General features: G+C 32.4%; 18 protein-coding genes. 14 read left to right on the forward strand and 4 right to left on the reverse strand.

The window, feature by feature from the left end:
- Positions 1-74: 74 nt before the first annotated feature.
- From CCE28_RS08980 to CCE28_RS09035, 12 genes are all read left to right on the forward strand, one after another.
- A complete protein-coding gene (locus CCE28_RS08980) occupies positions 75-1,094 on the forward strand; it encodes a LacI family DNA-binding transcriptional regulator (RefSeq protein ID WP_095133134.1) in 1,020 nt (339 codons plus the stop codon).
- A 10-nt stretch (positions 1,095-1,104) separates the two neighbouring features.
- Entirely contained in the window at positions 1,105-2,205 is a 1,101-nt protein-coding gene (locus CCE28_RS08985) for an ABC transporter ATP-binding protein (RefSeq protein ID WP_095133136.1), read from the forward strand.
- 18 nt (positions 2,206-2,223) lie between these two features.
- Positions 2,224-3,549: an ABC transporter substrate-binding protein gene (locus CCE28_RS08990; protein WP_095133138.1), complete on the forward strand. Its 1,326-nt coding sequence runs from the start codon at positions 2,224-2,226 to the stop codon at positions 3,547-3,549.
- 53 nt (positions 3,550-3,602) lie between these two features.
- The gene (locus tag CCE28_RS08995; RefSeq protein ID WP_095133140.1) at positions 3,603-4,469 is read left to right on the forward strand and encodes a carbohydrate ABC transporter permease; all 867 of its coding nucleotides are present in this window, start codon (positions 3,603-3,605) and stop codon (positions 4,467-4,469) included.
- Positions 4,469-5,287 carry a carbohydrate ABC transporter permease gene (locus tag CCE28_RS09000; protein WP_095133142.1) on the forward strand — a complete coding sequence of 273 codons (819 nt, stop codon included), beginning with the start codon at positions 4,469-4,471 and terminating at the stop codon, positions 5,285-5,287. The genes CCE28_RS08995 and CCE28_RS09000 overlap by 1 nt, the downstream gene beginning before the upstream one ends.
- 15 nt (positions 5,288-5,302) lie before the next feature.
- Entirely contained in the window at positions 5,303-7,453 is a 2,151-nt protein-coding gene (locus CCE28_RS09005) for a TIM-barrel domain-containing protein (protein WP_095133144.1), read from the forward strand.
- Positions 7,454-7,720: 267 nt separating this feature from the next.
- On the forward strand, positions 7,721-9,193 hold the full coding sequence (malQ, locus tag CCE28_RS22465) for a 4-alpha-glucanotransferase (protein ID WP_207652876.1): 1,473 nt from the start codon (positions 7,721-7,723) through the stop codon (positions 9,191-9,193).
- Positions 9,194-9,201: 8 nt separating this feature from the next.
- Entirely contained in the window at positions 9,202-11,577 is a 2,376-nt protein-coding gene (locus CCE28_RS09015; protein ID WP_095133147.1) for a glycogen/starch/alpha-glucan phosphorylase, read from the forward strand.
- Between the two features lie 172 nt (positions 11,578-11,749).
- Positions 11,750-13,762 carry an aminopeptidase gene (locus CCE28_RS09020; RefSeq protein ID WP_176461742.1) on the forward strand — a complete coding sequence of 671 codons (2,013 nt, stop codon included), beginning with the start codon at positions 11,750-11,752 and terminating at the stop codon, positions 13,760-13,762.
- 130 nt (positions 13,763-13,892) lie between these two features.
- Positions 13,893-14,735: a fumarate hydratase gene (locus tag CCE28_RS09025; RefSeq protein ID WP_095133151.1), complete on the forward strand. Its 843-nt coding sequence runs from the start codon at positions 13,893-13,895 to the stop codon at positions 14,733-14,735.
- Between the two features lie 20 nt (positions 14,736-14,755).
- Positions 14,756-15,301 carry a Fe-S-containing hydro-lyase gene (locus CCE28_RS09030; RefSeq protein ID WP_334293517.1) on the forward strand — a complete coding sequence of 182 codons (546 nt, stop codon included), beginning with the start codon at positions 14,756-14,758 and terminating at the stop codon, positions 15,299-15,301.
- Positions 15,302-15,313: 12 nt separating this feature from the next.
- Positions 15,314-16,489 (forward strand): NAD(P)-dependent malic enzyme, encoded by a 1,176-nt coding sequence (locus CCE28_RS09035; RefSeq protein WP_095133155.1) that lies wholly within the window; start codon positions 15,314-15,316, stop codon positions 16,487-16,489.
- Positions 16,490-16,566: 77 nt separating this feature from the next.
- Here the strand turns inward: CCE28_RS09035 and CCE28_RS09040 are convergent, their stop codons facing one another.
- From CCE28_RS09040 to CCE28_RS09055, 4 genes are all read right to left on the reverse strand, one after another.
- The gene (locus CCE28_RS09040; RefSeq protein ID WP_095133157.1) at positions 16,567-17,979 is read right to left on the reverse strand and encodes a sigma-54 interaction domain-containing protein; all 1,413 of its coding nucleotides are present in this window, start codon (positions 17,977-17,979) and stop codon (positions 16,567-16,569) included.
- Positions 17,980-18,292: 313 nt separating this feature from the next.
- A complete protein-coding gene (locus tag CCE28_RS09045; RefSeq protein ID WP_095133158.1) occupies positions 18,293-19,813 on the reverse strand; it encodes a BCCT family transporter in 1,521 nt (506 codons plus the stop codon).
- A 12-nt stretch (positions 19,814-19,825) separates the two neighbouring features.
- On the reverse strand, positions 19,826-21,007 hold the full coding sequence (locus tag CCE28_RS09050; RefSeq protein ID WP_095133160.1) for a UxaA family hydrolase: 1,182 nt from the start codon (positions 21,005-21,007) through the stop codon (positions 19,826-19,828).
- A 36-nt stretch (positions 21,008-21,043) separates the two neighbouring features.
- Positions 21,044-21,379 (reverse strand): UxaA family hydrolase, encoded by a 336-nt coding sequence (locus tag CCE28_RS09055; protein ID WP_095133162.1) that lies wholly within the window; start codon positions 21,377-21,379, stop codon positions 21,044-21,046.
- 594 nt (positions 21,380-21,973) lie between these two features.
- Between CCE28_RS09055 and CCE28_RS22215 the strand changes: the two genes are divergently transcribed.
- Both CCE28_RS22215 and CCE28_RS09060 read left to right on the forward strand, forming a co-directional pair.
- The gene (locus tag CCE28_RS22215) at positions 21,974-22,135 is read left to right on the forward strand and encodes a hypothetical protein (protein ID WP_176461743.1); all 162 of its coding nucleotides are present in this window, start codon (positions 21,974-21,976) and stop codon (positions 22,133-22,135) included.
- A gap of 154 nt (positions 22,136-22,289) precedes the next feature.
- Positions 22,290-23,597 carry a Na+/H+ antiporter family protein gene (locus CCE28_RS09060; protein ID WP_095133164.1) on the forward strand — a complete coding sequence of 436 codons (1,308 nt, stop codon included), beginning with the start codon at positions 22,290-22,292 and terminating at the stop codon, positions 23,595-23,597.
- Positions 23,598-23,670 lie beyond the last annotated feature (73 nt).

A 23,670-nucleotide genomic window follows, 5' to 3' on the forward strand; every position in this document is an offset into this window, starting at 1 on the left:
AATAATATTATAATGAAAATTGGAAACGTTTCCAGTAACGATTCCGAAAACGATTTCAGAATTGAGGGGAAACTATGAAGGCATTAAATATTAAAGATATAGCAAAGTTGGCAGGGGTTGGGGTAAGTACCGTATCCAGGGTCCTTAATGATCACCCCGATGTGAAAGCCGCCACTAGAGAAAAGGTATTAAAAGTCATAGATGAAGTGAACTATATACCTAATAATAGTGCTAGAAATCTTAAGAGAAGTAACTCAAAGAATATTGGAGTATTAGTAAAAGGTATATATAATCCGTTTTTTGCAGAATTAGTTAATTCTATAGAAAAGAGAATTGATGAAGAAGGATATTCTATGATACTTCACTACAACGATGATGTAACTAGTGACCTAGAAGGAGCAATACAATTAATAAAGGAAAAAAAGCTACAAGGTCTTATTTGTCTAGGTGGAGATTTTAATGATTTAAAAGAAGATAACTTAGTAGAGTTAAACACACCTTTAGTATTATCTTCTATAAATATTAATGATGACGTGGATAAAGAGAAGTTTTCTAGTGTGATCATAGAAAATGAAAAATCTTCATACGATGCAGTAGAGTATCTTTGCAAACTAGGACATGAACATATTGGCATTATAACTACTGGTGAAGGAGATACGAATGTAGGACAGTTAAGGCATAAAGGGTATAAGAGAGCCCTTAGGGAGTATGACATAGATCCGAAGGATGATTTAGTAGAGTTTGGTGATTATAGTTTTAAATCTGGATTTGAAGCTATGAACAAACTACTAGATAGAAATGAAAATATAACAGCAGTTTTTGCCATATCAGATATTATGGCCATAGGAGCTGCTAAGGCGATCTTAAGTAGAGGGTATAAAATACCTGAGGACATATCCATAATAGGATTTGACGGATTAGAGTTTGGAGAATATTTTCATCCATCCATAACCACTGTTAAACAGCCACGTGAAGAGATGGGAGAAAAAAGTATAGAAATACTTATGAATTTAATAAAGGGAAAGAAAGAACAGGAACATATAGTACTTAAGACAGAATTACTAGAAAGAGAATCATGTAAAAAAGTAAGGTAGGAGGAATAATATGGCTAAGGTAACTTTAAAGGATGTGGAAAAGGTTTACCCAAATGGTTTTAAAGCAGTTCACGGAATAGATCTAGATATAAAAGATGGGGAATTTATGGTATTCGTAGGACCATCTGGCTGTGCAAAATCTACAACTTTAAGAATGATAGCAGGTCTTGAAAGTATAAGTGGAGGGACCATATCAATCGGAGATAGAGTCGTAAATGATGTGGCACCGAAAGATAGAAAGATAGCTATGGTTTTTCAAAATTATGCCTTATATCCTCATATGACCGTTTATGATAATATGGCATTTTCGTTAAAAATGAAGAAAATGCCTAAAGATGAAATTAATAAAAGAGTTACAGAGGCAGCAAAAGCCTTAGAGTTAGAGGATTTACTAAAGAGAAAGCCTAAACAATTATCAGGTGGTCAAAGACAAAGGGTTGCAGTTGGCCGTGCCATAGTTAGGGATCCAGAAGTATTCTTATTTGATGAACCCTTATCAAACTTAGATGCAAAGTTAAGAGTTCACATGAGAGTTCAATTATCTCAACTTCATCAAAAGTTAAAGACTACCATGATTTATGTAACCCATGATCAAGTAGAAGCCATGACTATGGGAGATAGAATATGTGTACTAGACAAGGGAAACATAATGCAAGTAGACACGCCACTTAATCTATATCATTACCCAGAAAACAAGTTTGTAGCAGGATTCATTGGTTCACCTGCCATGAACTTAATAAAGGGGAAGTTAGTTAAAAGAAATGATGATTTAATGGTGGAAGTAAATGATACATTATTAAAATTATCAAAAGAAAAGGCTGAAAAAGTTAAAGACCATGTTGGCAAAGAAGTATGGTTTGGTATAAGACCAGAGTATATAGGTCTTAAAGAAGAAGGGTCTAGGGCGAAAATGGATGGATTAGTTGAAGTATTAGAACATATGGGAAATGAAACATTCATATACTTTAAGCTAGGTGAATTACAGATCACATCTAGAATAGATTCGCTAGATTCTAAATTGTTAAAAACTAATACTAAGGCTGCTTTTTATGTGGACATGGATAAGTGTCATATATTTGATTATGATACTGAAAAAAATATAAGCTTATAAAATTAAGGGGGAAGAAAAATGTTTAAGTCAAAGAGACTATTAGCTTTAACGATCATATTAGTAATGGCTGCTAGTATGTTCTTTACAGGCTGCTCAAAGAAGGAAGAAGTAGCTCAAGAAACAGGAAAAGTAGAAGTGGATGTATTCCAATTTAAAGTTGAAATAGCAAAGGAATTAGAAAATGCAGCAAGAGATTATGAAGCAGAACATCCAGATGTTAAGATCAACATTCAAACTGTTGGTGGTGGAGATGACTATGGTGCAGCTCTAAAGGCTAGATTCCAATCTGGAAATGAGCCAGATATATACAACGTTGGTGGTCCACAAGATCTAAAAGATTGGACTTCAAAGTTAGAAGATTTATCAAATGAGCCATGGGTAGAAAAGGCACTTGACGGAGTATTATCAGGAGCTACTATGGACGGAAAAGTTTATGCATTACCATTTAACATTGAAGGATATGGATTCGTATATAATAAGGGAATCTTTGAAGCAGCAGGAATTGATCCTACTAAAATAGTAGACTATGCTTCTTTAGAAGAAGCAGTTAAGACATTAGATGGAAAGATTAAAGCAGGAGAATTAAAAGAAAAGTATCCTACGCTAGAAGCTGTATTTGAGTATGCGGCAAAGGAAACTTGGGTAACAGGATTACACACATCAAATGTGGCACTTAGCCAAGAATTCCCTAGTTCATTAGATGCTTACAACTCTAAAAACGTGGAGTTTAAGTATGGAGATTCTTTAAAGAAGATAATTGATTTACAAGCAGATTATTCATCAAATGGAAAGACTAGAGCAAAATTAAATGCAGTTGACTATTCAACTCAAGTAGAGCAAGGATTAGCAATTGAGCGTGTAGCTATAATCCAACAAGGAAACTGGGTATATGGTGGAGTTAAGAGTATAGATGAAAAGGTAGCAGATAACTTAGCAATTTTACCAATGCCAGTTGTAGGAGCTAAAGAAGATTCAATTCCAGTGGGAGTTCCAATGCATTGGGCAATCAACAAGGATAGTGATGATGCTTCTAAGGCAGCAGCTAAAGATTTCTTAAACTGGTTATACACTTCTGAAAAGGGAAAAGATTATGTAGTTAACAAGTTCTATTTCATTCCTGCATTTAAAGGATATGAAAACTTTGAGCCACAGGACTCATTAGGAAAAGCAGTTAAAGCCTATGCTGAAGCTGGAAAGACTGTTCCTTGGGTATTCATGGGATATCCTACAGGATGGGGAATGGATATGTTAGGAGCAAATATTCAAAAGTATTTAGCAGGAGAAATGACTTGGGATGAATTAATTAAAGACTCTCAAGAAAGATGGACAAAGGAAAGAAGTTAATAATCTAAAAAAAGAGGGGGAGAGTTCCCCCTCGTTTAATAAGGAGGCTACTGATGAAAACTTCAAAGGGTTGGTTTAGTATTTTCGTAGGGCCTATATTATTTGCATTTATTGTAGTAGTAATTATCCCTATGTTTATGGGAGTATATTATTCATTCACTTCTTGGAATGGAATAAACAATAATGCCACATGGGTAGGTTTGAAAAATTATGTAGAAATATTCACAGAAGATAAAGAATTTTTAGATGTATTTTTATTCACAGCAAAATTTGCAATTGTATCTGTAATAAGTATTAATTTAATAGGATTTTTATTGGCCTTACTTGTAACAAAAGGACTTAAAGTAAGTAACTTCCTAAGAAGTGCATTTTTCTTACCAAATTTAATTGGTGGTCTTATATTAGGATTCATATGGCAGTTTATATTCACCAAGGGCTTTGATGCTGTAGGAGCAAAGCTTGGAATTGAATTTTTAAGAGGATGGCTTGCAGATACGCAGACAGGATTTTGGGGACTTGTCATATTAATGTCTTGGCAAATGTCCGGATATATGATGGTCATATATATAGCAGCACTGCAAAACATACCAGACTCACTACTAGAAGCTGCAGAAATAGATGGAGCCGGAAGTTTTGAAAAATTAATTCATATTACTATACCTCTTGTAGCTCCAGCATTTACTATAGGGTTGTTTTTAACACTATCTAACTCCTTTAAGTTATATGATCAAAACTTATCCTTAACAGGTGGAGGTCCATATAATTCTACTCAAATGCTTGCCATGAATATATATAATACGGCATTTAAATTTAATGACTTTGGATTAGCTCAGGCTAAGGCTGTAATATTCTTAATTACAGTGGCAGCAATATCAATAACCCAAATTTATTATAGTAAGAAGAAGGAGGTTGAAATGTAATGAAGAATAAAAACAAACTTTCATTATGGATAATATCTATTTTAAGTGGATTACTATTTTTATCTCCTTTTTATATAGTTTTAACAAACTCTTTTAAAACTCAAAAGGGTATATTCACTGATGTAATGGGATTACCAAAGGATTTTTTCACTACAAACAATTATGTGGAAGCTTTTATAGCCTTAGATTTTGTTAAATCATTTACTAACTCATTATTAATTACAGTAGGTAGTAGTTTAATAATCATAGTCCTATCTGCCATGGCAGCTTGGATGTTAGTGAGGACGAAGACTAAGTTAAGTAGTTTTTTATTCTTAGTATTTGCAGCAGCTATGCTTATACCTTTTCAATCTGTAATGCTACCACTTATTAACATAATGGGTAAAGTGGGATTGTTAAATCCAGGTGGACTTATGTTTATGTATCTTGGATTTGGATCTAGTTTATCAATAATTTTATACCATGGATTCATAAAGGGAATTCCTAAAGAGTTAGAAGAAGCAGCAACAATAGATGGATGTAATAAGCTTCAAGTATTTTTCTATATTATATTCCCATTATTAAAGCCAATTACAGTGACTGTATCCATATTAAATGTTATGTGGATTTGGAACGATTTCCTATTACCACAATTAGTGATAAATGATCCTAAGTGGCATACAATACCTCTTAAGATGTTCTACTTCTTTGGACAATTCTCTAAGAGATGGGATCTAGCCCTAGCAGGACTAGTTATTGCAATGATACCAATAATATTATTCTACTTTGTTGCACAAAAACACATTATTAAAGGGGTTACACAAGGTTCAATTAAATAGAAAAAGGTGATTATGGTGAAGGCATATAAAATTGATGAAAAAATAATTAGATATACATTTGGAAAACCAGTAAATACAGATGCAGTAGTAGTAAGTGGAAAAGAGATAGACAAGAAGGAAATACCTTACGTGAATATTAATTGTAAGGAAAATTTATTAATCACATATAAGATGGACGACTCAGATATTGTATATGGATTAGGTCAAAATCAAAGGGGAATTAACAAAAGAGGCGGAATATATGAGAGCTTTTGTTCTGATGACCCTAATCATACTCCTAATAAAAAATCCTTATACGGAGCACACAATTTTATCATAGTAGAGGGTAGAGAAAAGTTTGGAATGTTTATAGATTACCCGGGAAAAGTAAAGTTTGATATAGGATTTACTCATAAAGAAAATTTAGAAATAAGTTTAGATGATAATAATGTACATGTATATATTATTGAAGGTGAAAATTCTAAAGCCATAGTAAAGAGCTTTTTAAATATAATTGGTAGGGGTTATGTACCACCTAAATGGGCCTTTGGGTACCAACAATGTAGATGGAGTTACGAAGATAATAATGAAATAGAGGAAGTTGCTAATAAGTTTATTGAAAACAACATACCATGTGACACTATATATTTAGATATAGATTACATGGAGAGATATAAGGATTTTACTGTAAGTGACAAAGCTTTTCCTGATTTTAGTAACTTTGTTAAGAAGATGAAAGATAAGGGATTTAGATTAATTCCCATAATAGATGCAGGTGTAAAAATTGAAGAGGGTTATGAAGTTTATGAAGAGGGAATAAAAAACAATTATTTCTGTACTGATGAAAATGGTAAGCCCTTTGTGGCAGCAGTTTGGCCAGGAAAAGTACATTTTCCTGACTTCTTAAATAAGGACACAAGACTTTGGTTTGGATTAAAATATAAGACCCTTGTAGATTGTGGTATAGAAGGATTTTGGAATGATATGAATGAACCTGCCATATTCTACACAGAAAGAGGAATAAAAGAAGCAATAGATAAGGCAAAGGAATCTGAGGGAAAGAACTTAGATATAGATACTTTCTTTGGACTTATGGACACTTTTAGGAATGTTAACAATAATGATGAAGACTACAAGGCCATGTATCACAATATGGATGGAAAAAGATTAAATCACTATGATGTACACAATCTATATGGATACAACATGACAAGATCAGCAGCAGAGGGCTTTGAACATATAGATGAAAACAAAAGGTTTTTAATGTTCTCTAGATCTTCTTATATAGGAATGCATAGATACTCTGGAATTTGGACTGGAGACAATCATTCATGGTGGGATCACATTCTTTTAAATTTAAAGATGATGCCTTCCCTAAGCATGTGTGGATTATTATATTCTGGTGCAGATACGGGAGGATTTAGTGAAGATGCCAACTCTCAATTATTAATAAGATGGAATCAATTTAGCATGTTCACACCCCTTTACAGAAACCATGCAGCAAAGGGAACGAGAAGGCAAGAGCCATATGCCTTTGAGGAAGAAACTAAAGATATATTAAAAAATATGATTGAAATTAGATATAGTTTAATACCATATATCTATTCTGAATATATGAAAGCCATATTAAATAGGGATATGTATTTTATGCCTTTATCCTTTGTCTATGGAGATGCCATGTCAAAGAGGGTGGAGAATCAACTTTTACTAGGAGATTCCTTAATGGTGGCTCCTGTATATGAAGAAAATAGTTTAGGTAGATATGTATATTTACCAGAGGATATGCTTTTATGGAAGGCTAGAAGATATGATGAAAGAAGTTATGAAGTAATGAAAAAGGGCCATGCATACATAGATGTGCCTTTAGAAGAAGCACCAATATTTATTAGAAAAAATAAAATGCTAGTACTAGGAAATCCAGCTAAAAATGTAGATAGTATGGACAATTCTAGTGTACATGTAATAGCATTTGTGGAACATAGGGCCACATATACATTATATGATGATGATGGATTAACTAAAGAATTTAAAGAAGGAAAATATTCTGAGATAGAAATAGTTATAGAAAAGAAGGATGAGGATTTTGAAGTAACTATTGAAAACTTTGGTAATGAAGAGATTAAAACTATTAAGTTTGAAATTATAGATATGTCGGGAAATGTAATTGAGAAGACAGTTGAAGTATAGAAAAACTATGTCCAAGCAAAGTGTATCTAAACTTACTGCGGTCATATAAATGAAAAATGTTTTATAAGGTAAGTCACTATCAGACTACAGGGTGTGAATATTATATTTACGATAGAAGGTTCATAATTGTTTGCAGCATAGGATGTTCTGATGTTCCACCTTATAAAAATTTTTCATTCATATTTCCTTGTAAGTAGCTAGGCTTTATAGAGTTTGAAAATAGTATGTCTATATAGATGTTATAAGAAGATGTAGGTGGGTGATAGGATGAAAAGAAGTAGCGGAATTATAATGCATATAACATCATTACCAGGGAAATATGGTATAGGAACTTTTGGAAAGGAAGCTTTCGAATTTGTAGATTTCCTATGTAAGGCGGGGCAAAGTTATTGGCAGATACTACCTATAGGATGTACGGGATATGGAGACTCACCATATCAATCCTTTTCAGCCTTTGCAGGGAATCCATACTTTATAGACTTTGATTTACTGAAGGATGAGGGTCTATTAAAAGAAGACGATTATAAGGATATAGACTTTGGACAAGATGTGGAATCTGTAGATTATGAAAAGATATTTTTTAATAAAATGCCAATACTAAAAAAGGCCTATAAAAAGGGTTATGAAAAGTATAGTTTAGAAATAGAAAGATTTAAGGAAGAAAAGTTTTGGGCTAAGGATTTTGCCCTATATATGGCAGTTAAAGGAACCTTTGACTTGGTAGAGTGGCAAAAGTGGGATGAAGATATAAAGCTTAGAAAAGAAGATGCCTTAGAAAGATACGAAAAAGAATTAAAGGATGAAATAGATTATTGGATTTTTTTACAGGTAATATTCTTTGAACAATGGACAAAACTCAAGTCATATGCTAATGAAAAGGGATTAAAGATAATAGGTGATATTCCAATTTATGTGGCAGCAGATAGTGCTGATGCTTGGGCTAATAGTGAAGTATTTTTACTTGATGAAGAAAAAAATCCTATTAAGGTGGCAGGATGCCCTCCTGATGCATTCTCAGCTACGGGACAGCTTTGGGGAAATCCAATTTACAGATGGGAATATTTAGATGGGACAGGATATAAGTGGTGGATAGACAGGATGAAGGGAAGTATAGACCTTTATGATGTCATAAGGATAGATCACTTTAGAGGTTTTGAATCCTATTGGCAAGTTCCATATGGTGAGGATACGGCCATAAATGGAGAATGGGTAAAGGGTCCTGGAATGAAACTTTTTAATGCTATTCAACAGGAAATGGGACATATAGATGTAATAGCAGAAGATTTAGGTTATTTAACAGAGGAAGTTATAAAGTTTAGGGAAGATAGTGGCTATCCTGGAATGAAGGTATTACAATTTGCCTTTGACACCAGGGAGGAGAGTGATTATCTACCTCACAATTATGATAAAAATTGTATAGTATACACGGGTACTCATGATAATGACACTGTAGCAGGATGGCTTGAAAATGGAATAAAGGAAGATATAGAGTATTCTAAAAAATATTTAAAATTAAATAAAGATGAAGGGGAACATTGGGGATTTATTAGAGGTACTTGGAGTAGTGTAGGTAACCTGGCTATAGGACAAATGCAAGACTTCTTAGGTTTAGGAAGTAAATCCAGAATGAATATACCATCAACTATAGGTGGCAATTGGCAATGGAGAGTTAAAAAAGAAGACTTAACAAGGGATCTAGCTAAGAATATATACGATATGACTAAGTTGTATGGAAGGTAGGGACATTCATGTTAAACAAAGAAGCACTTAAGGATACTATGAAAAAAATTATTAAAATAGATTATGGAAAAACTCTAGAAAAGGCGAAGGATCATGAAAAGTATGTGGCCTTATCTAAGAGTATAATGGAGCAAATAGTAGATAGATGGATAGGTACAAAGGAAACTTATGAAGAAAGTAAAGAAGCCTATTATCTATCAGCAGAATTCCTAATGGGAAGGGCCCTAGGTAATAATCTAATAAACTTAGGTATTTACGAAGATGTAAAAGAATTATTAAATGAAATGAATATAGATATTAATAAAGTAGAAGAAATAGAAGAGGATGCAGGCCTTGGAAATGGTGGTCTTGGAAGATTGGCAGCTTGTTTTATGGATTCAGCGGCAACTTGTGATGTACCCCTAACAGGTTATGGAATAAGATATAGCCATGGTATTTTTAGACAAAAGATAGTAGATGGATTTCAAGTGGAAAAGGGAGACAACTGGTTAAAATATGGTGATCCATGGTCTATAAGAAGAGAAGAAAATACAGTTTTAGTTAGGTTTGCAGATCAAATAGTAAAAGCTATTCCCTACGATACTCCTGTAATTGGTTATGGAACTAATAATATTAATACTTTAAGATTATGGCAATGTGAGCCTTTAGTGGACTTTGATTTTGAATTGTTCAACGAACAGAAATATGATGAGGCTGTAAGAGGAAAAAATAAGGCACAAGATATTTCTAGAGTATTATATCCAAATGATTCTAATGATGATGGTAAAATACTTAGATTAAAGCAACAATATTTCTTTGTGTCAGCATCACTACAAGACCTTATTAGAAAACATAAGAGTCTAAATAGGGATTTACTAGATTTTGCTAAATACAACTCAGTTCAATTAAATGACACCCATCCAACGGTGGCCATACCTGAAATGATGAGGCTTCTAGTAGATGATGAAGAATTAAGTTGGGAAGATGCTTGGGAAGTAACGAGAAAGACCTTTGCTTATACTAACCATACTATCTTATCAGAAGCATTAGAAAAGTGGTGGAATGGATATTTTAAAAGAATACTACCTAGAATATATGAAATAATAGAAAAAATAGATGAAGAATTTATTAGAGAATTAAAGGCTAAGAATTATGAAAAAGAAAAAATCGCAGAGATGAGAATTGTACGTGATGACATGATCAGAATGGCACACTTAGCCATCCATGGTACTTATGCTACAAATGGAGTTGCACAACTTCATACGGATATATTAAAGGAAACAGAGTTAAATGACTGGTATAAACTATATCCAGAAAGATTCCAAAATAAAACTAATGGTATAACTCCTAGACGATGGATAAGGCTTTGCAACAAAGAATTATCATCCCTTATTACAGAACTTTTAGGAACTGAAGAGTGGGTTAAAAATTTAGATTTATTAAAAAATCTAGAAAAATATGCTAATGATGAAGAACTGTTAGAAAGATTTTTATCAATTAAAGATGAAAAGAAAAGGGAATTGGCTTCTTATATAAAGAAGAATGAAGGTATAGAAGTAGATGATAAGTCCATATTTGATATTCAAATAAAAAGACTTCATGAATATAAGAGACAATTATTAAAGGCCTTTTATATATTAGATCTATACTATAGATTAAAGGAAAATCCAACTATGGACATAAATCCAAGGACCTTCATATTTGGGGCGAAAGCAGCACCTGGATATTTTAGGGCAAAGGGAATTATAAAGTTCATAAATGAGATTGCTAATTTAGTTAACAATGATAAAGAAGTGAATGAAAAAATAAAAATAATATTTGTGCAAAACTATAGGGTATCTTACGCTGAAAAACTATTCCCAGCAGCAGATGTATCAGAGCAAATATCCACAGCTGGAAAGGAAGCTTCTGGAACAGGAAACATGAAATTCATGTTAAACGGTACTCCAACTTTAGGAACCTATGATGGAGCCAATGTGGAAATAGTGGCAGAGGCAGGAGAAGAAAATAACTTTATATTTGGACTTAGAGTAGAAGATATAAAAGAAATGAAGGATTCATATGATCCAAAGAAATACTATGAAGAGATACCAGCCCTTAGGAGAGTGGTAGATACTTTAATAGATGGAACTTTTAGTGACGGTGGCACTGGAATGTTTTATGAATTATATACGTCATTACTAGAAGGGGCTAGCTGGCATACAGCAGATAATTATTTTATATTTGCAGATTTTAATATGTATAAAGATGCACAAGATGAAGTAGATAATGCCTATAAGGATAGATTAGAATGGGCAAAAAAATGTTGGTTAAACATGGCTAATGCTGGAAAATTCAGTAGTGATAGGACTATACTTCAATATGCTAATGAAATTTGGAGTGTAGATCAAAATCCAATAAAATAAATTTGTTCTCACTTAATTCCTTTAAAAATGTGATTAGGATTTTATCCTAGTCACATTTTATTTTTACATATTAATGAACTTTAGGAAAAAAAGATTTATAATAGATATAAATGGTTAAAATTGAATATATAGGATTGTTTCAAAATAGCATCTAATGGAGGGGAATATGCATATGTACAAAGTGTATAATGAATCTATAACTGGATATGAAGAGAAACTAGAGGGAATAAAAAAAATTGTGGAAAAAACTGGAGATTCAAAAGATCCTGTAGATGAATTTTTTCATCATACGGCTAAGTTAATATTAGAATTAGTAGATTTTCATAAGGAACTTAATGAAGAATACTTCAAGGGTTCTATCGAAAACCTTAGAGAAGAGAATAATAGCTTATATAAGGAGTTAATAGGTGAAAACTATAATAAATCCTATTCAAATCCTACTTATGCAGTTAATAGACTAGGAGATGGATTGGGACAGGTCTTTTGTGGATTTTATGATAAATACTTAAACTATGTTGATTATATATTTAAAGGGAAATTATTTAAAATAAATGAGTTAAATGAGTTTTTCATGAAAGTTTATACTAGCCATGAAAATAAAGAATTAAATTACGAAAAGTTTAAATCTCTAATGGGTGAGCATGTAACAAGCACATTAGATCTTAATAATAATTTATTCTTTAAGGAAACTTATGATTTAGATTTTGATTTTTATACTAATATAGTGATGAAATCTGATTTAAATGATCTATCTTATTTATTTAAGTATGGAAAATATATAAGTGACAATGAAATTAATACGGCTAAGTTCTTAAATGGTTATGAACAAGATAAAATAGACACAGTAAGTGATAGTATTGTGAAGGCCTACATAAATGGCTTTATTAGAGATAATAAGGATATTACAAAGAGACACAATGTGAGAATAGTGGCTAATGTGGGGCAGGAAAGAATAACTAGGGAAATAATTAAAAAACTAAAGGACAATAACTTAAATGGATTTGTGGCAGAGGTTCAATCTACAGAGTACAATAAACAATTTGATTATGACCATAAGTTTGATAACTCTATTTATTTAAATAAGGAATATGAAAAATTATATATGGAAAGCCTTAAGAACCAAGCTAAGGAAAATGAAGAAAAATTAAGGGATTACTCTGGAATATTATTTATTGAAAGATTTGGAGAAGAACCATTTTCACCAAGTAGTAAAAAAGAGAGATTAAAATTATCAGAGAATCAATTAGGTTTATACCAAAACATGAGAAATGAACTCAGAAAAACTATAGAGGAATACATTCCAGAAAAGGAAAGAAGCTTTTGTATAGTTGCATTCCCAACTCCAGATATAGGACATAACTTTGAGGAAATATTTGAAGAAACAGTAAAAATTAATATGTTAGATAGTAATAAATATGAAAGAATTCAACAACATATAATAGATGCCCTAGACAAGGGTGAATTTGTCCATGTTAAGGGGAAAGACGGAAACGATACGGATATATATGTAAAAATGCATGAAATAAAGGATCCAGAAAAAGAGACTAACTTTGTAAACTGTGTAGCTGACGTTAATATTCCACTGGGTGAAGTATTTACCTCTCCAATTTTAAAGGATACTAATGGAGTACTACATGTGGAAGATATATATTTAGATGGATTTAGATATTATAACTTAAAGTTAAAGTTTGAAGATGGATACATAACTGAATATTCATGCACAAACTTCGAAAAGGAAGAAGAAAATAAGGAATACATAAAAGAAAATCTAATATTCCCACACAATACTCTACCACTAGGAGAGTTTGCCATAGGAACTAACACATTAGCCTATGTAATAGCTAAAAAATATGACATTATGGATAAGTTACCTATCCTAATAATAGAAAAGATGGGACCACATTTTGCCGTAGGTGACACATGCTTCTCCTGGGCAGAAGATATACCTGTTTATAATTTCTTAGATAAAAAGGAAATTATAGCAAGGGATAATGAAAAATCATTACTTAGAAAAACTAATATAAATGAAGCCTATACAAATTGTCATACGGACATAACCCTTCCTTATGAGTCATTAGATACTATAGTGGTTATAAGTAAGGAGAAGGAAGAAGTAGAGATTATAAGAGACGGAAGATTTGTACTTGAGGGAACAGAAGAATTAAATGAGCCATTTGAGGTATAATAGATAAGGGTTAAGGGAGGGAATCTCTTAACCTTTATCTATAGTGCAAAATAATCTAATCTAAGTTGTCGAAAAATTACACAAAATTTGTTAAAATTAAGAAGAGAAGATTAAGCGGGAGGGATTATTGTTGAGAGAAATTCATGTTGATGAAATTATTCAATCTGTAAAAGAAATGTGCATGAGTGCAAACTATAATTTAGGTAAAGATGTGATGGATGCATTTAATTGTGCTAGGGAAAAGGAAGAGTCACCTATAGGTAAGGGAATACTTGATAATTTAATTAAAAATGCTAATATAGCTAAAGATAATCAAGTACCCATGTGTCAGGATACGGGAATGGCAGTAGTGTTTGTGGAAGTTGGACAAGATGTACATATAACTGGTGGTTTAATTACAGATGCTATAAACGAAGGGGTTCGTAGAGGATATACAGAAGGGTACCTAAGAAAGTCTGTAGTCAAAGATCCCCTAATTAGAGAAAATACTAAGGACAATACACCTGCTGTAATCTATTATGATATGGTACCTGGAGATAAAGTGAAAATTACTGTGGCTCCAAAGGGATTTGGTAGTGAAAATATGAGTAAGACTAAAATGTTAAAGCCATCAGATGGAATGAAGGGTGTAATTGATTTTGTAGTAGATGCAGTGTCTCAAGCTGGTCCTAATCCCTGTCCACCTATAGTAGTAGGTGTTGGAATTGGAGGAACAATTGATAAGGCCTGTAACATGGCTAAAAGAGCATTACTTAGACCTATTGGAGAAGCAAGTAGCAAAGAACATATAAAAGAAATAGAAGAGATACTAATTGAAAAGATTAATAATTTAGGTATAGGACCACAGGGGTTAGGCGGTAGAACAACGGCCTTAACAGTAAATGTGGAAACCTTCCCTACTCACATAGCAGGATTACCTGTGGCTGTTAATATTAATTGTCATGCTTCAAGACATGAAGAAAGAGTTATATAGGGGGAGGGAATAATATGAGTATAAAGAAGATAACAACACCTTTAACAGAAGAAAAGCTTAAAGATATAAAGGCTGGAGATACTGTATATATTACAGGAACCATATATACGGGAAGAGATGCGGCCCATGGAAGATTAATAGAATCATTGAATAAAGGGGAAGAATTACCCTTTGATGTAAAAGACCAAATAATATATTATGTGGGACCTGCCCCTGCAAAACCAGGAGCAGTAATTGGTTCAGCTGGACCAACTACTAGTTATAGAATGGATGATTTAACAGTACCTTTGTTGAAACTAGGATTAAATGGTATGATAGGTAAGGGAAGTAGAAGTGACGAAGTAATAGAAGGTATGAAAGAGTATGGGGCTATTTATTTTGCTGCCATAGGAGGAGCTGGAGCACTAATTGCTGACTCTATTAAGGAAGTAGAAATTGTGGCGTATGAGGATTTAGGACCTGAAGCCATAAGAAAATTAAGAGTAGAGGATTTTCCAGTTATAGCTGTAATAGATAGTGAAGGAAACAATGTATATAAGACAGAAAGAGCAAAATACGAAAAGTAGGAGGAGTTAATAATGGCTGATTATAATAAATTAGCATTAGAAATCCATGAAGAAAAGAAGGGGAAAATAGCCGTAGTAAGTAAAGTAGAAGTTAAAAATAAGGATGATTTATCTACAGCATATACTCCAGGAGTAGCTGAGCCTTGTAGAGAAATACATAAAAATAAAGATGACGTGTATAGATATACATCAAAGGGAAATTTAGTAGCTGTAGTTAGTGATGGAAGTGCCGTATTAGGTTTAGGCGATATTGGAGCTAGTGCATCTATTCCAGTAATGGAAGGGAAGGCTGTATTGTTTAAGGCTTTCGGAGATGTGGATGCATTTCCTATTTGTTTAGATACTCAAGATGTGGATGAGATAGTGAGAACTGTAAAACTTATGGAACCTGTATTTGGGGGAGTAAATTTAGAGGATATAGCAGCACCAAGATGTTTTGAAATAGAATCTAAATTAAAGGAAATATTAGATATTCCAGTGTTTCATGACGATCAACATGGTACAGCCATAGTAGTGGCAGCAGGAGTGATAAATGCATTAAAGTTAGTAGATAAGAAAATTGAAGATATAGAGGCCGTTGTAAATGGAGCCGGTTCTGCTGGTATTGCCATAACTAAACTCTTATTAAACATGGGAATTAAAAACGTAGTAATGAGTGATATTAATGGAGCTATAACACTAGATAGCCCTGATATAAACTGGGCTCAAAAGGAAATGGCTAAGATAACTAATAAAAATAATGAAAAGGGAAAATTAGGAGATATAATGGTAGGAAAGGATTTATTCATAGGAGTTTCTGCACCTAATATTGTAACTAAGGAAATGGTAAGTTCTATGAATGAAAAGTCAATTATATTTGCCATGGCTAATCCAGTACCAGAAATTATGCCTGATTTAGCTAAAGAGGCAGGAGCTTACATTATGGGAACTGGAAGAAGTGATTTCCCTAACCAGGTAAATAATGTATTAGCATTCCCAGGAGTATTTAGAGGAGCCTTAGATGTGAAGGCAAGTGACATAAATGAAGAAATGAAAATAGCTGCAGCCTATGCAGTGGCTAATACGGTGAAAGAAGAAGAATTAAGTACAGATCATATATTACCAAAGGCATTTGATAAAACCGTTGCAGATAATGTGGCAGAAGCTGTTAAAAAAGCTGCTAGAGAATCGGGTGTAGCAAGAATATAATCTATAAAAACAAGCTCTAAATTGAATTTTAAAATATCAATTTAGAGCTTATTTTTATATAAATTATAGTGGTTATTTTATTCGGAAGGACAATATCTTCGTTTAAGATAGGATGCTTTACTCTGACTTATTTTTAGTGCTTCTGATACTTTTCGAGTAGTTTTAAATCGCTTAAAAGCTTTAATAACTAAATCTTTCTCAAAGCTCTCCTTAGCAGAAGCATAAGATTCAGGAAAATACCTATTATCCGACTCTAACTTTCTAAAAAATACTTTTGGGAGATCGTTAATTTCAATAGTAGGTTTAATTGATGTTACAACTAATCGCTCAACTGCATTCATGAGCTGTCTCACATTCCCAGGCCAATGATATCTAATGAAAAAATTCATACATTCTTTTGATATACTGCAAGTACGCTCATACTTTTTATTAAATTTATTTATAAAATAATTGCTTAATGCTATAATATCATCTGGTCTTTCCCTTAAGGGTGGTATATCAATTTCAACAACATTTAGTCTATAATACAAATCTTCTCTGAACTGCTTCTGTTCTATAAGTTCTAGCAAGTCACGGTTAGTGGCAGTTATTATTCTTATATCAACACTTTTTATTTCCTTGCTTCCTATAGGGATAAATTGTTTATCTTGAATTACATGTAAAAGCTTTGCTTGAAGTCTTGGAGAAAGTTCTCCGATTTCATCTAAGAATAATGTGCCTTTATCTGCCAATTCTAATAGTCCTACTTTTCCACCATAATCCGCTCCAGTAAAGGCTCCCTTAGAATAACCGAACAATTCTGACTCAAGCAAATCTTCAGGTATTGCAGCACAATTTAAGGTTAGGATTGATTTATCACAGCGCTTACTCATACTATGTATATACTTTGCAAGGATTCCTTTGCCTGCCCCCGATTCACCTAGAATCATTATTGTAGAATCAACCTTAGAAACTCTATTTGTGAAGCTAATCAATTCTTTCATACTATCACTTTTGTGAATGATTTTATCTGATACTATTTCAATTTCATCACGTTCTAATTTCTTTGATTTTTTTTTCCTAAGATTATCTTGATTTTTTTCAAATTCATTTCTTATTAAGGCTATGTCAGGGAGAGTATCTCTTACACTCATAACTACAAATTCGATATTCTCATCATCATCAAATACAGGTACTGCTGTTGTAATTAGTGTTTGTCCAAGATAGGATTTCTGTTCAATAGTCATTCTTCTTTTTTTCTTATAAACCATAGGTAATACGGAAGGATACCAATTTTCATCATCCTCTAATTCATAAAAGTTTTTCCCAATAATGGCTTCTGCTTTCATGCCGTAATGCCTTTCACATGCTCTGTTCACATAAACTACATCATAGTTATTATCATAAACAAAAATTTCGTCGTAGGCATTATCTAATATCTTTTTTAGCTTTTCAGGAGAAATTAAACTTTTTACTTCTTCCTTATTATTTCCACTAAATTGTTTATCCATTTCTAACCTCACATTAGATATTTTTTTATTATTAAACTGTTATACTATTTCTAGCTATAATATTTTTTTAAATACTATAATTGAATTTAACATAAATTATAACATAGGTTTTTTAAGCACAATAAATTCTCTAATTTTTTTAATAATCTTAGTATATACTACGTGAATATAATTTCAAAATCTCTGGAAAGTAGCATGCAAATATAAAATTTCTGCATATAAAACCTATTTATAGCCTATCTAATTTTAAAAAAATTATGCCATATAAAGTGTAAAAAAAGCCTGATATCTTGTTGACATCAGGCTTTAGAAATTAAACCTGCTCTTTTTTTATAGATAGAGAATCAAAATCTTTCGCCATCCACTTCATCCAACCAATAATCATAACAATCATAATTACAAGAATTGGAATACCTGTAATAATAGCAGCAGTTTTTATAGTATTAAGATTTGCTCCGATAAAAATCAATGTTAGTGGAACAAGAGCTAATGCAACACACCAGAATAATCTATGCATAGGATGAGGTTCTTCATTTTCCTTAAGCCCAGGTGTTGCCGTTGATGCCATTGTAAAGGCAGCTCCATCTAAAGTTGTTGCAAGGAATAATACGGAAACAATGCAGAATATTAACATGAAGATTCCACTAAAAGGTAAAGTCCTTAATACTTCTATGATTGCAACTGTATCATTTCCTTCACCTAGCATCTTAACCATATCAACGATTCCCCTTAATTGACGATCAAGGGATAAACTAGATATTACACCAAAGAAGAAGAAACAACCAGCACTTCCGCTAATTATGGTATTCGTTACAACTGAACGTAAAGTTCTTCCCTTTGAAACCTTTGCTATGAATATTCCTGTAAATGGCGCGTAAGTGATCCAGTATAACCAGTAGAAGATAGTCCAAGACTGTGGAAATCCTGTTTTTCCTATTGGATCTGTATACAGACTCATTTGTACAAAGTTTTGAAGCATTAAACCTAAGGCATTTGTTGTATTAGCAATTATAAATAACCCTGGTCCAAGTATTACAATTCCTACACAAAACCCTATGGCAAGCTTAGTATTCATATTGGATATCATAGCCATTCCCTTTTGTATTCCAATATATGAACTTAAGGAGTAAACTACAGATATTATTAAAATAAGCACTATATTCATCATGAATGAAGGTGTAATTCCTAGTACAGCTGAAAGAACCTGAGAAACCAACGGAACTGATACTCCTAATGTAATACTTAATCCGCCAAAACATATAAAAATAAACATAACATCTAAAATTCTACCTATAATTCCATTTTGCTTAATACCAGTAATTTCACTTATTATAGAACTAAGACTTAATCCTTTGTTTTTGCGCACATGAAAATGATAGCACATTGGTAAACCCACTAAAGCATATAATGTCCAGGCACTAAATCCCCAATGGAACATGTTATATGGAAGGGCCATTTCAAAGGCTCTTTGTGTATTTGCTTCAATACCTAAACCGGGAGTACCAATATAATATGCCCATTCAATGAATGCCCAGTATATGGTAGCAGAACCAAGGCCACAACTAATCATCATAGAAACCCATTTAAATGTGGAATACTCTGGTTCACTATCGCCAAAACGAATATTTCCATACTTACTAATGGCAACATATACTAATAATATGAAACCAAAGAATGTGAACAATAATGTGGCTGATCCGAACCAATTTGTCATCTTACCAAAAATAACGTTTGCCACAGCTTGTGATTCATCTGGTTTAAAATACAATAAGCCTACTATAGCTAATACAACACTAAGACTGATTGAGATTAATAGTTTATCAATTTTTTTCATCCTAAATCCTCCTTATTTACATTTATCTAATTTGATACCTAAATAATGTTCAAGTCGTATATCCTTTTGAATAAGACTACAATAAGAATATCCAATATCTTCTATACTAGTTTTCTTTCCATTAGCCACTTCAATTACTTCATCAAAAATTCTTTTTCCAATTTCATCAGATGATTTTAAACCTTTCATTATGTCTGTTGCATCAATATCTATATCTTCATTTATTAAATCTTCATTTCCGCTTACACGTATAACTGGTACTAGAGGATTATTAAATCCAGCTCCACCGCTAGTCCATAATATAATTTGAGCACCTACTGCTGCAAAGTGCATTGCAGATCCACCACAAAGCATTGTTGCTTCTGACAAATACATTCCAGGCTTTGTAGGCTTCTCATATCCCATCTGATTAAACTGAAGAATTCCTTGAATTGGTTTTGAACCTGTTTTATGAAGGGCACCAAGTGATTTTTCTTCAATTGTTGTAAGTCCACCAACACTGTTACCAACACTCATAGTTTCAAGGTCTGCTCCTGGTACGCTCCATCTTTTTTCTTCATCTGCAATTAGCTTCCTAATCTTCTGAGCAACGTCATCATTAACCGCCCTATTACATAAGGCGTCTTCACATCCGATAAGTTCAAATAACTCACCAGATACAGCTGTTGCTCCTGCATCTACTAATAGATCAACTGATTTTCCCACACTTGGATTAGATGCAATACCTGAACTGGTATCAGAGCCACCACATTTAACACCAACGATTAGTTTTGAAATATCCACAGGTTCACGTTTAAAAGTATTAGCATACTCTTCAATTTCTTTTGCCAACTCAATTCCTTTATTAATTGTGTTTCTTGTTCCAGTGTTTTTAATGCAAGTTAAAGTTTTAGCTAACTTACCTGCATTGTTTATGGGACCTGCTACTAAATTAGGGTCTATACTTCCACATCCCATAGCTAATACTAATGCCCCTGCAACATTTGGGTTGCATCCAGCATTAATCATATTGCTTAAGGTTTCTTCATTTCCTCCAAGCATACAAGTATAATAATTTGTAACCACTACAGAGTTATCTATTTTTTCAGAAATTTTTCTTGCAATACCCTCACAACATTCATCTACTGCAATAATTAAAATTAGATTTCTAACACCTACGCTGCCATCTGGTCTTAAATATCCATTAAGTTTCATATTTGTCTCTCCTTCACTTATCACATACTAAAAAAATTAATCTACTTTAATTCCCATTTGTTTTATAATTTCTTTTTTTGCCATTGCTGGTATGTCAACTCTTTGACTTTCCACATTATGAACATGAACTAATTTTCCCTTTGAAATTTCTTTTGTTGTTATACCAATAGAAAATCCACATTTTATTATTTCATCACTATCTTTAATATGGACAAGTGCTATTTTGTTACCAAAGGGAATTGATTCAAGTGCTTCAATTTCTCCTAAATTCTCATTCTTATCAGAAATTATTTGTACTTTCTCACTAGAATTAATACTTTCTAATGCGGTTGCCACATTATCATTACTAGATTTTTTTATAACTTTTTTCAATCATAATACCTCCTATTTAATAGATTTTGTATTTAAAGTAGACTATGAGTGCTACATGTTATATATAGTAGCAATATATATGCCATCTTAATTTTTTGTTGAAATTACTGCATTCTTCTAAATTTTGATCAATTTTTAAAACTAAAATTGAGTGATTTTTTACTCAAATTAGTAATTTTTCACTCAAGTTTTTATAAAAAGAGGCTACTATTAAGAGTTTAGTGAAAAGAGCCCTTTGCAGAAATTACGTAAACATAAAGACAGAATAATCACATATTACTGCAACGAACACTGATTTTTAGTCAATAGTTGGATAGATATAATTTAGTAGTTGCTAAAGATAATATATTGAAAACAATTAATGAAATGGTAAGTTTCATGGGTTAATAATATTTGCAATGACCAATTCGGTACTGAAAATTATGCTAAATTTAGCTAAGAGGCATGCATTTACATTGTGAAAATGCATAAATATACAGAAAATATTGAATTTACTTTATTTTCAACTATACTACTTTAGTATGATAAAATGAAAGAGAAGTGAAGTGGATGCAAGGAAATTGCTTTATATGAATAAAGTGGTACTACTGTAAGTTGTTTGAATATATATCTAAGTATTTGACAAAATATGCATTAGATATTATGATGGATATAGAGTTAGAAAAGTCTGAAAAAAGAATTAGTAAATCAGAAAAAGTGGCATCGTGTGATTGTGAAAACCTTTTACCTAGAAAAAAATGCAAAGAATATTTGTAAGAGGTGGCAAAATTGAGAATGTTAATTCTATAATAAGAATCACAAAAGCCCTTGTATGACAAAGAAAATATTAAGCATTGAAATCAACCTGTCAATAAGAACATTGAATGAATTTTGTTGGCAGTATGATAAAAAGAATAAGGGGGAGAATTTTATGTTGACAAATCCAGTTGTAATATCAGTATTTGTAATGACCATATTATGTCTAATGAAAATGAATGTAATTCTATCCCTAATAATCTCTGGTCTTATAGGAGGATTATTAGCGGGCATACCATTATCTGAAGTAATGAGTATTTTAATTGGTGGTATGGGTGGTAATGCAGAAACTGCTTTAAGTTATATACTACTAGGAGCACTAGCAGTGGCAGTAAATAAAACTGGTTTAGCTACGATTTTATCTAAAAAGATAGCTTCAGCAATTTCTGGAAGAGGAAAAATATTAGTTTTTATAATTGCCTTTATAAGTTGTTTTTCTCAAAACGTAATACCTGTTCATATTGCATTTATTCCAATATTAATACCTCCACTATTAGGAGTAATGAATAAATTAAAAATAGATAGAAGAGCAGTTGCATGTGCTTTAACATTTGGACTTAAAACTCCATATATTGCTCTACCTATTGGATTTGGACTAATATTCCACGGAATAATCGCTGATGAAATGACTAACAATGGAATGGCAATTGCAAAAACAGCCGTATGGAAAGGTATGTGGATGCCAGGTCTTGGAATGTTAGTAGGTTTATTAATAGCCGTACTTATAACTTATAGAAAGCCTAGAACATATGAAGACATAAGTGCTGCTGATGAAGCGGCAGCTACTATGGAAAAGGAAATTGTATTTGGAAAGAATCATTTTGTAGCATTAATAGGAGCTGTAGCTGCATTAGTGATACAGCTTACTATAGGATCATTACCTCTTGGAGCTTTAGTAGGACTAGTAATTATGATTGCTGGTGGAGCTATTAAATGGTCTGAGATGGATGATATGATGAGCGGCGGTATAAAAATGATGGGTTTCATAGCCTTTGTTATGTTAGTAGCAGCAGGTTATGGTAGTGTCATAAGAGAAACAGGTGGTGTAGATAGTCTAGTAACTTCAACTGCTAGTATTATTGGTGGAAGTAAGTTATTAGGTGCAGTAGTAATGATTTTAATCGGTTTATTCATTACTATGGGAATAGGTACTTCATTTGGAACTATTCCAATTATAGCAACTATTTATGTACCTCTTTGTTTAAAATTAAACTTTAGCCCTCTTGCTACAGCTATACTAATAGGTACAGCAGCTGCATTAGGAGATGCAGGTTCACCAGCATCAGATAGTACATTAGGACCTACATCAGGATTAAGTGTAGATGGACAACATGATCATATTTGGGATACGTGTGTTCCAACTTTCCTTCACTTTAATATTCCACTTGTAATATTTGGTGTTATAGGAGCTCTTATGTTATAAAAAATATAGTTTATTATAAAAAGTAATTACCTCTTGGGGTAATTACTTTTTTTAGTTTAGGAAATTTTAAAAT

This window comes from Anaeromicrobium sediminis, assembly GCF_002270055.1.
Lineage (GTDB): Bacteria > Bacillota > Clostridia > Peptostreptococcales > Thermotaleaceae > Anaeromicrobium > Anaeromicrobium sediminis.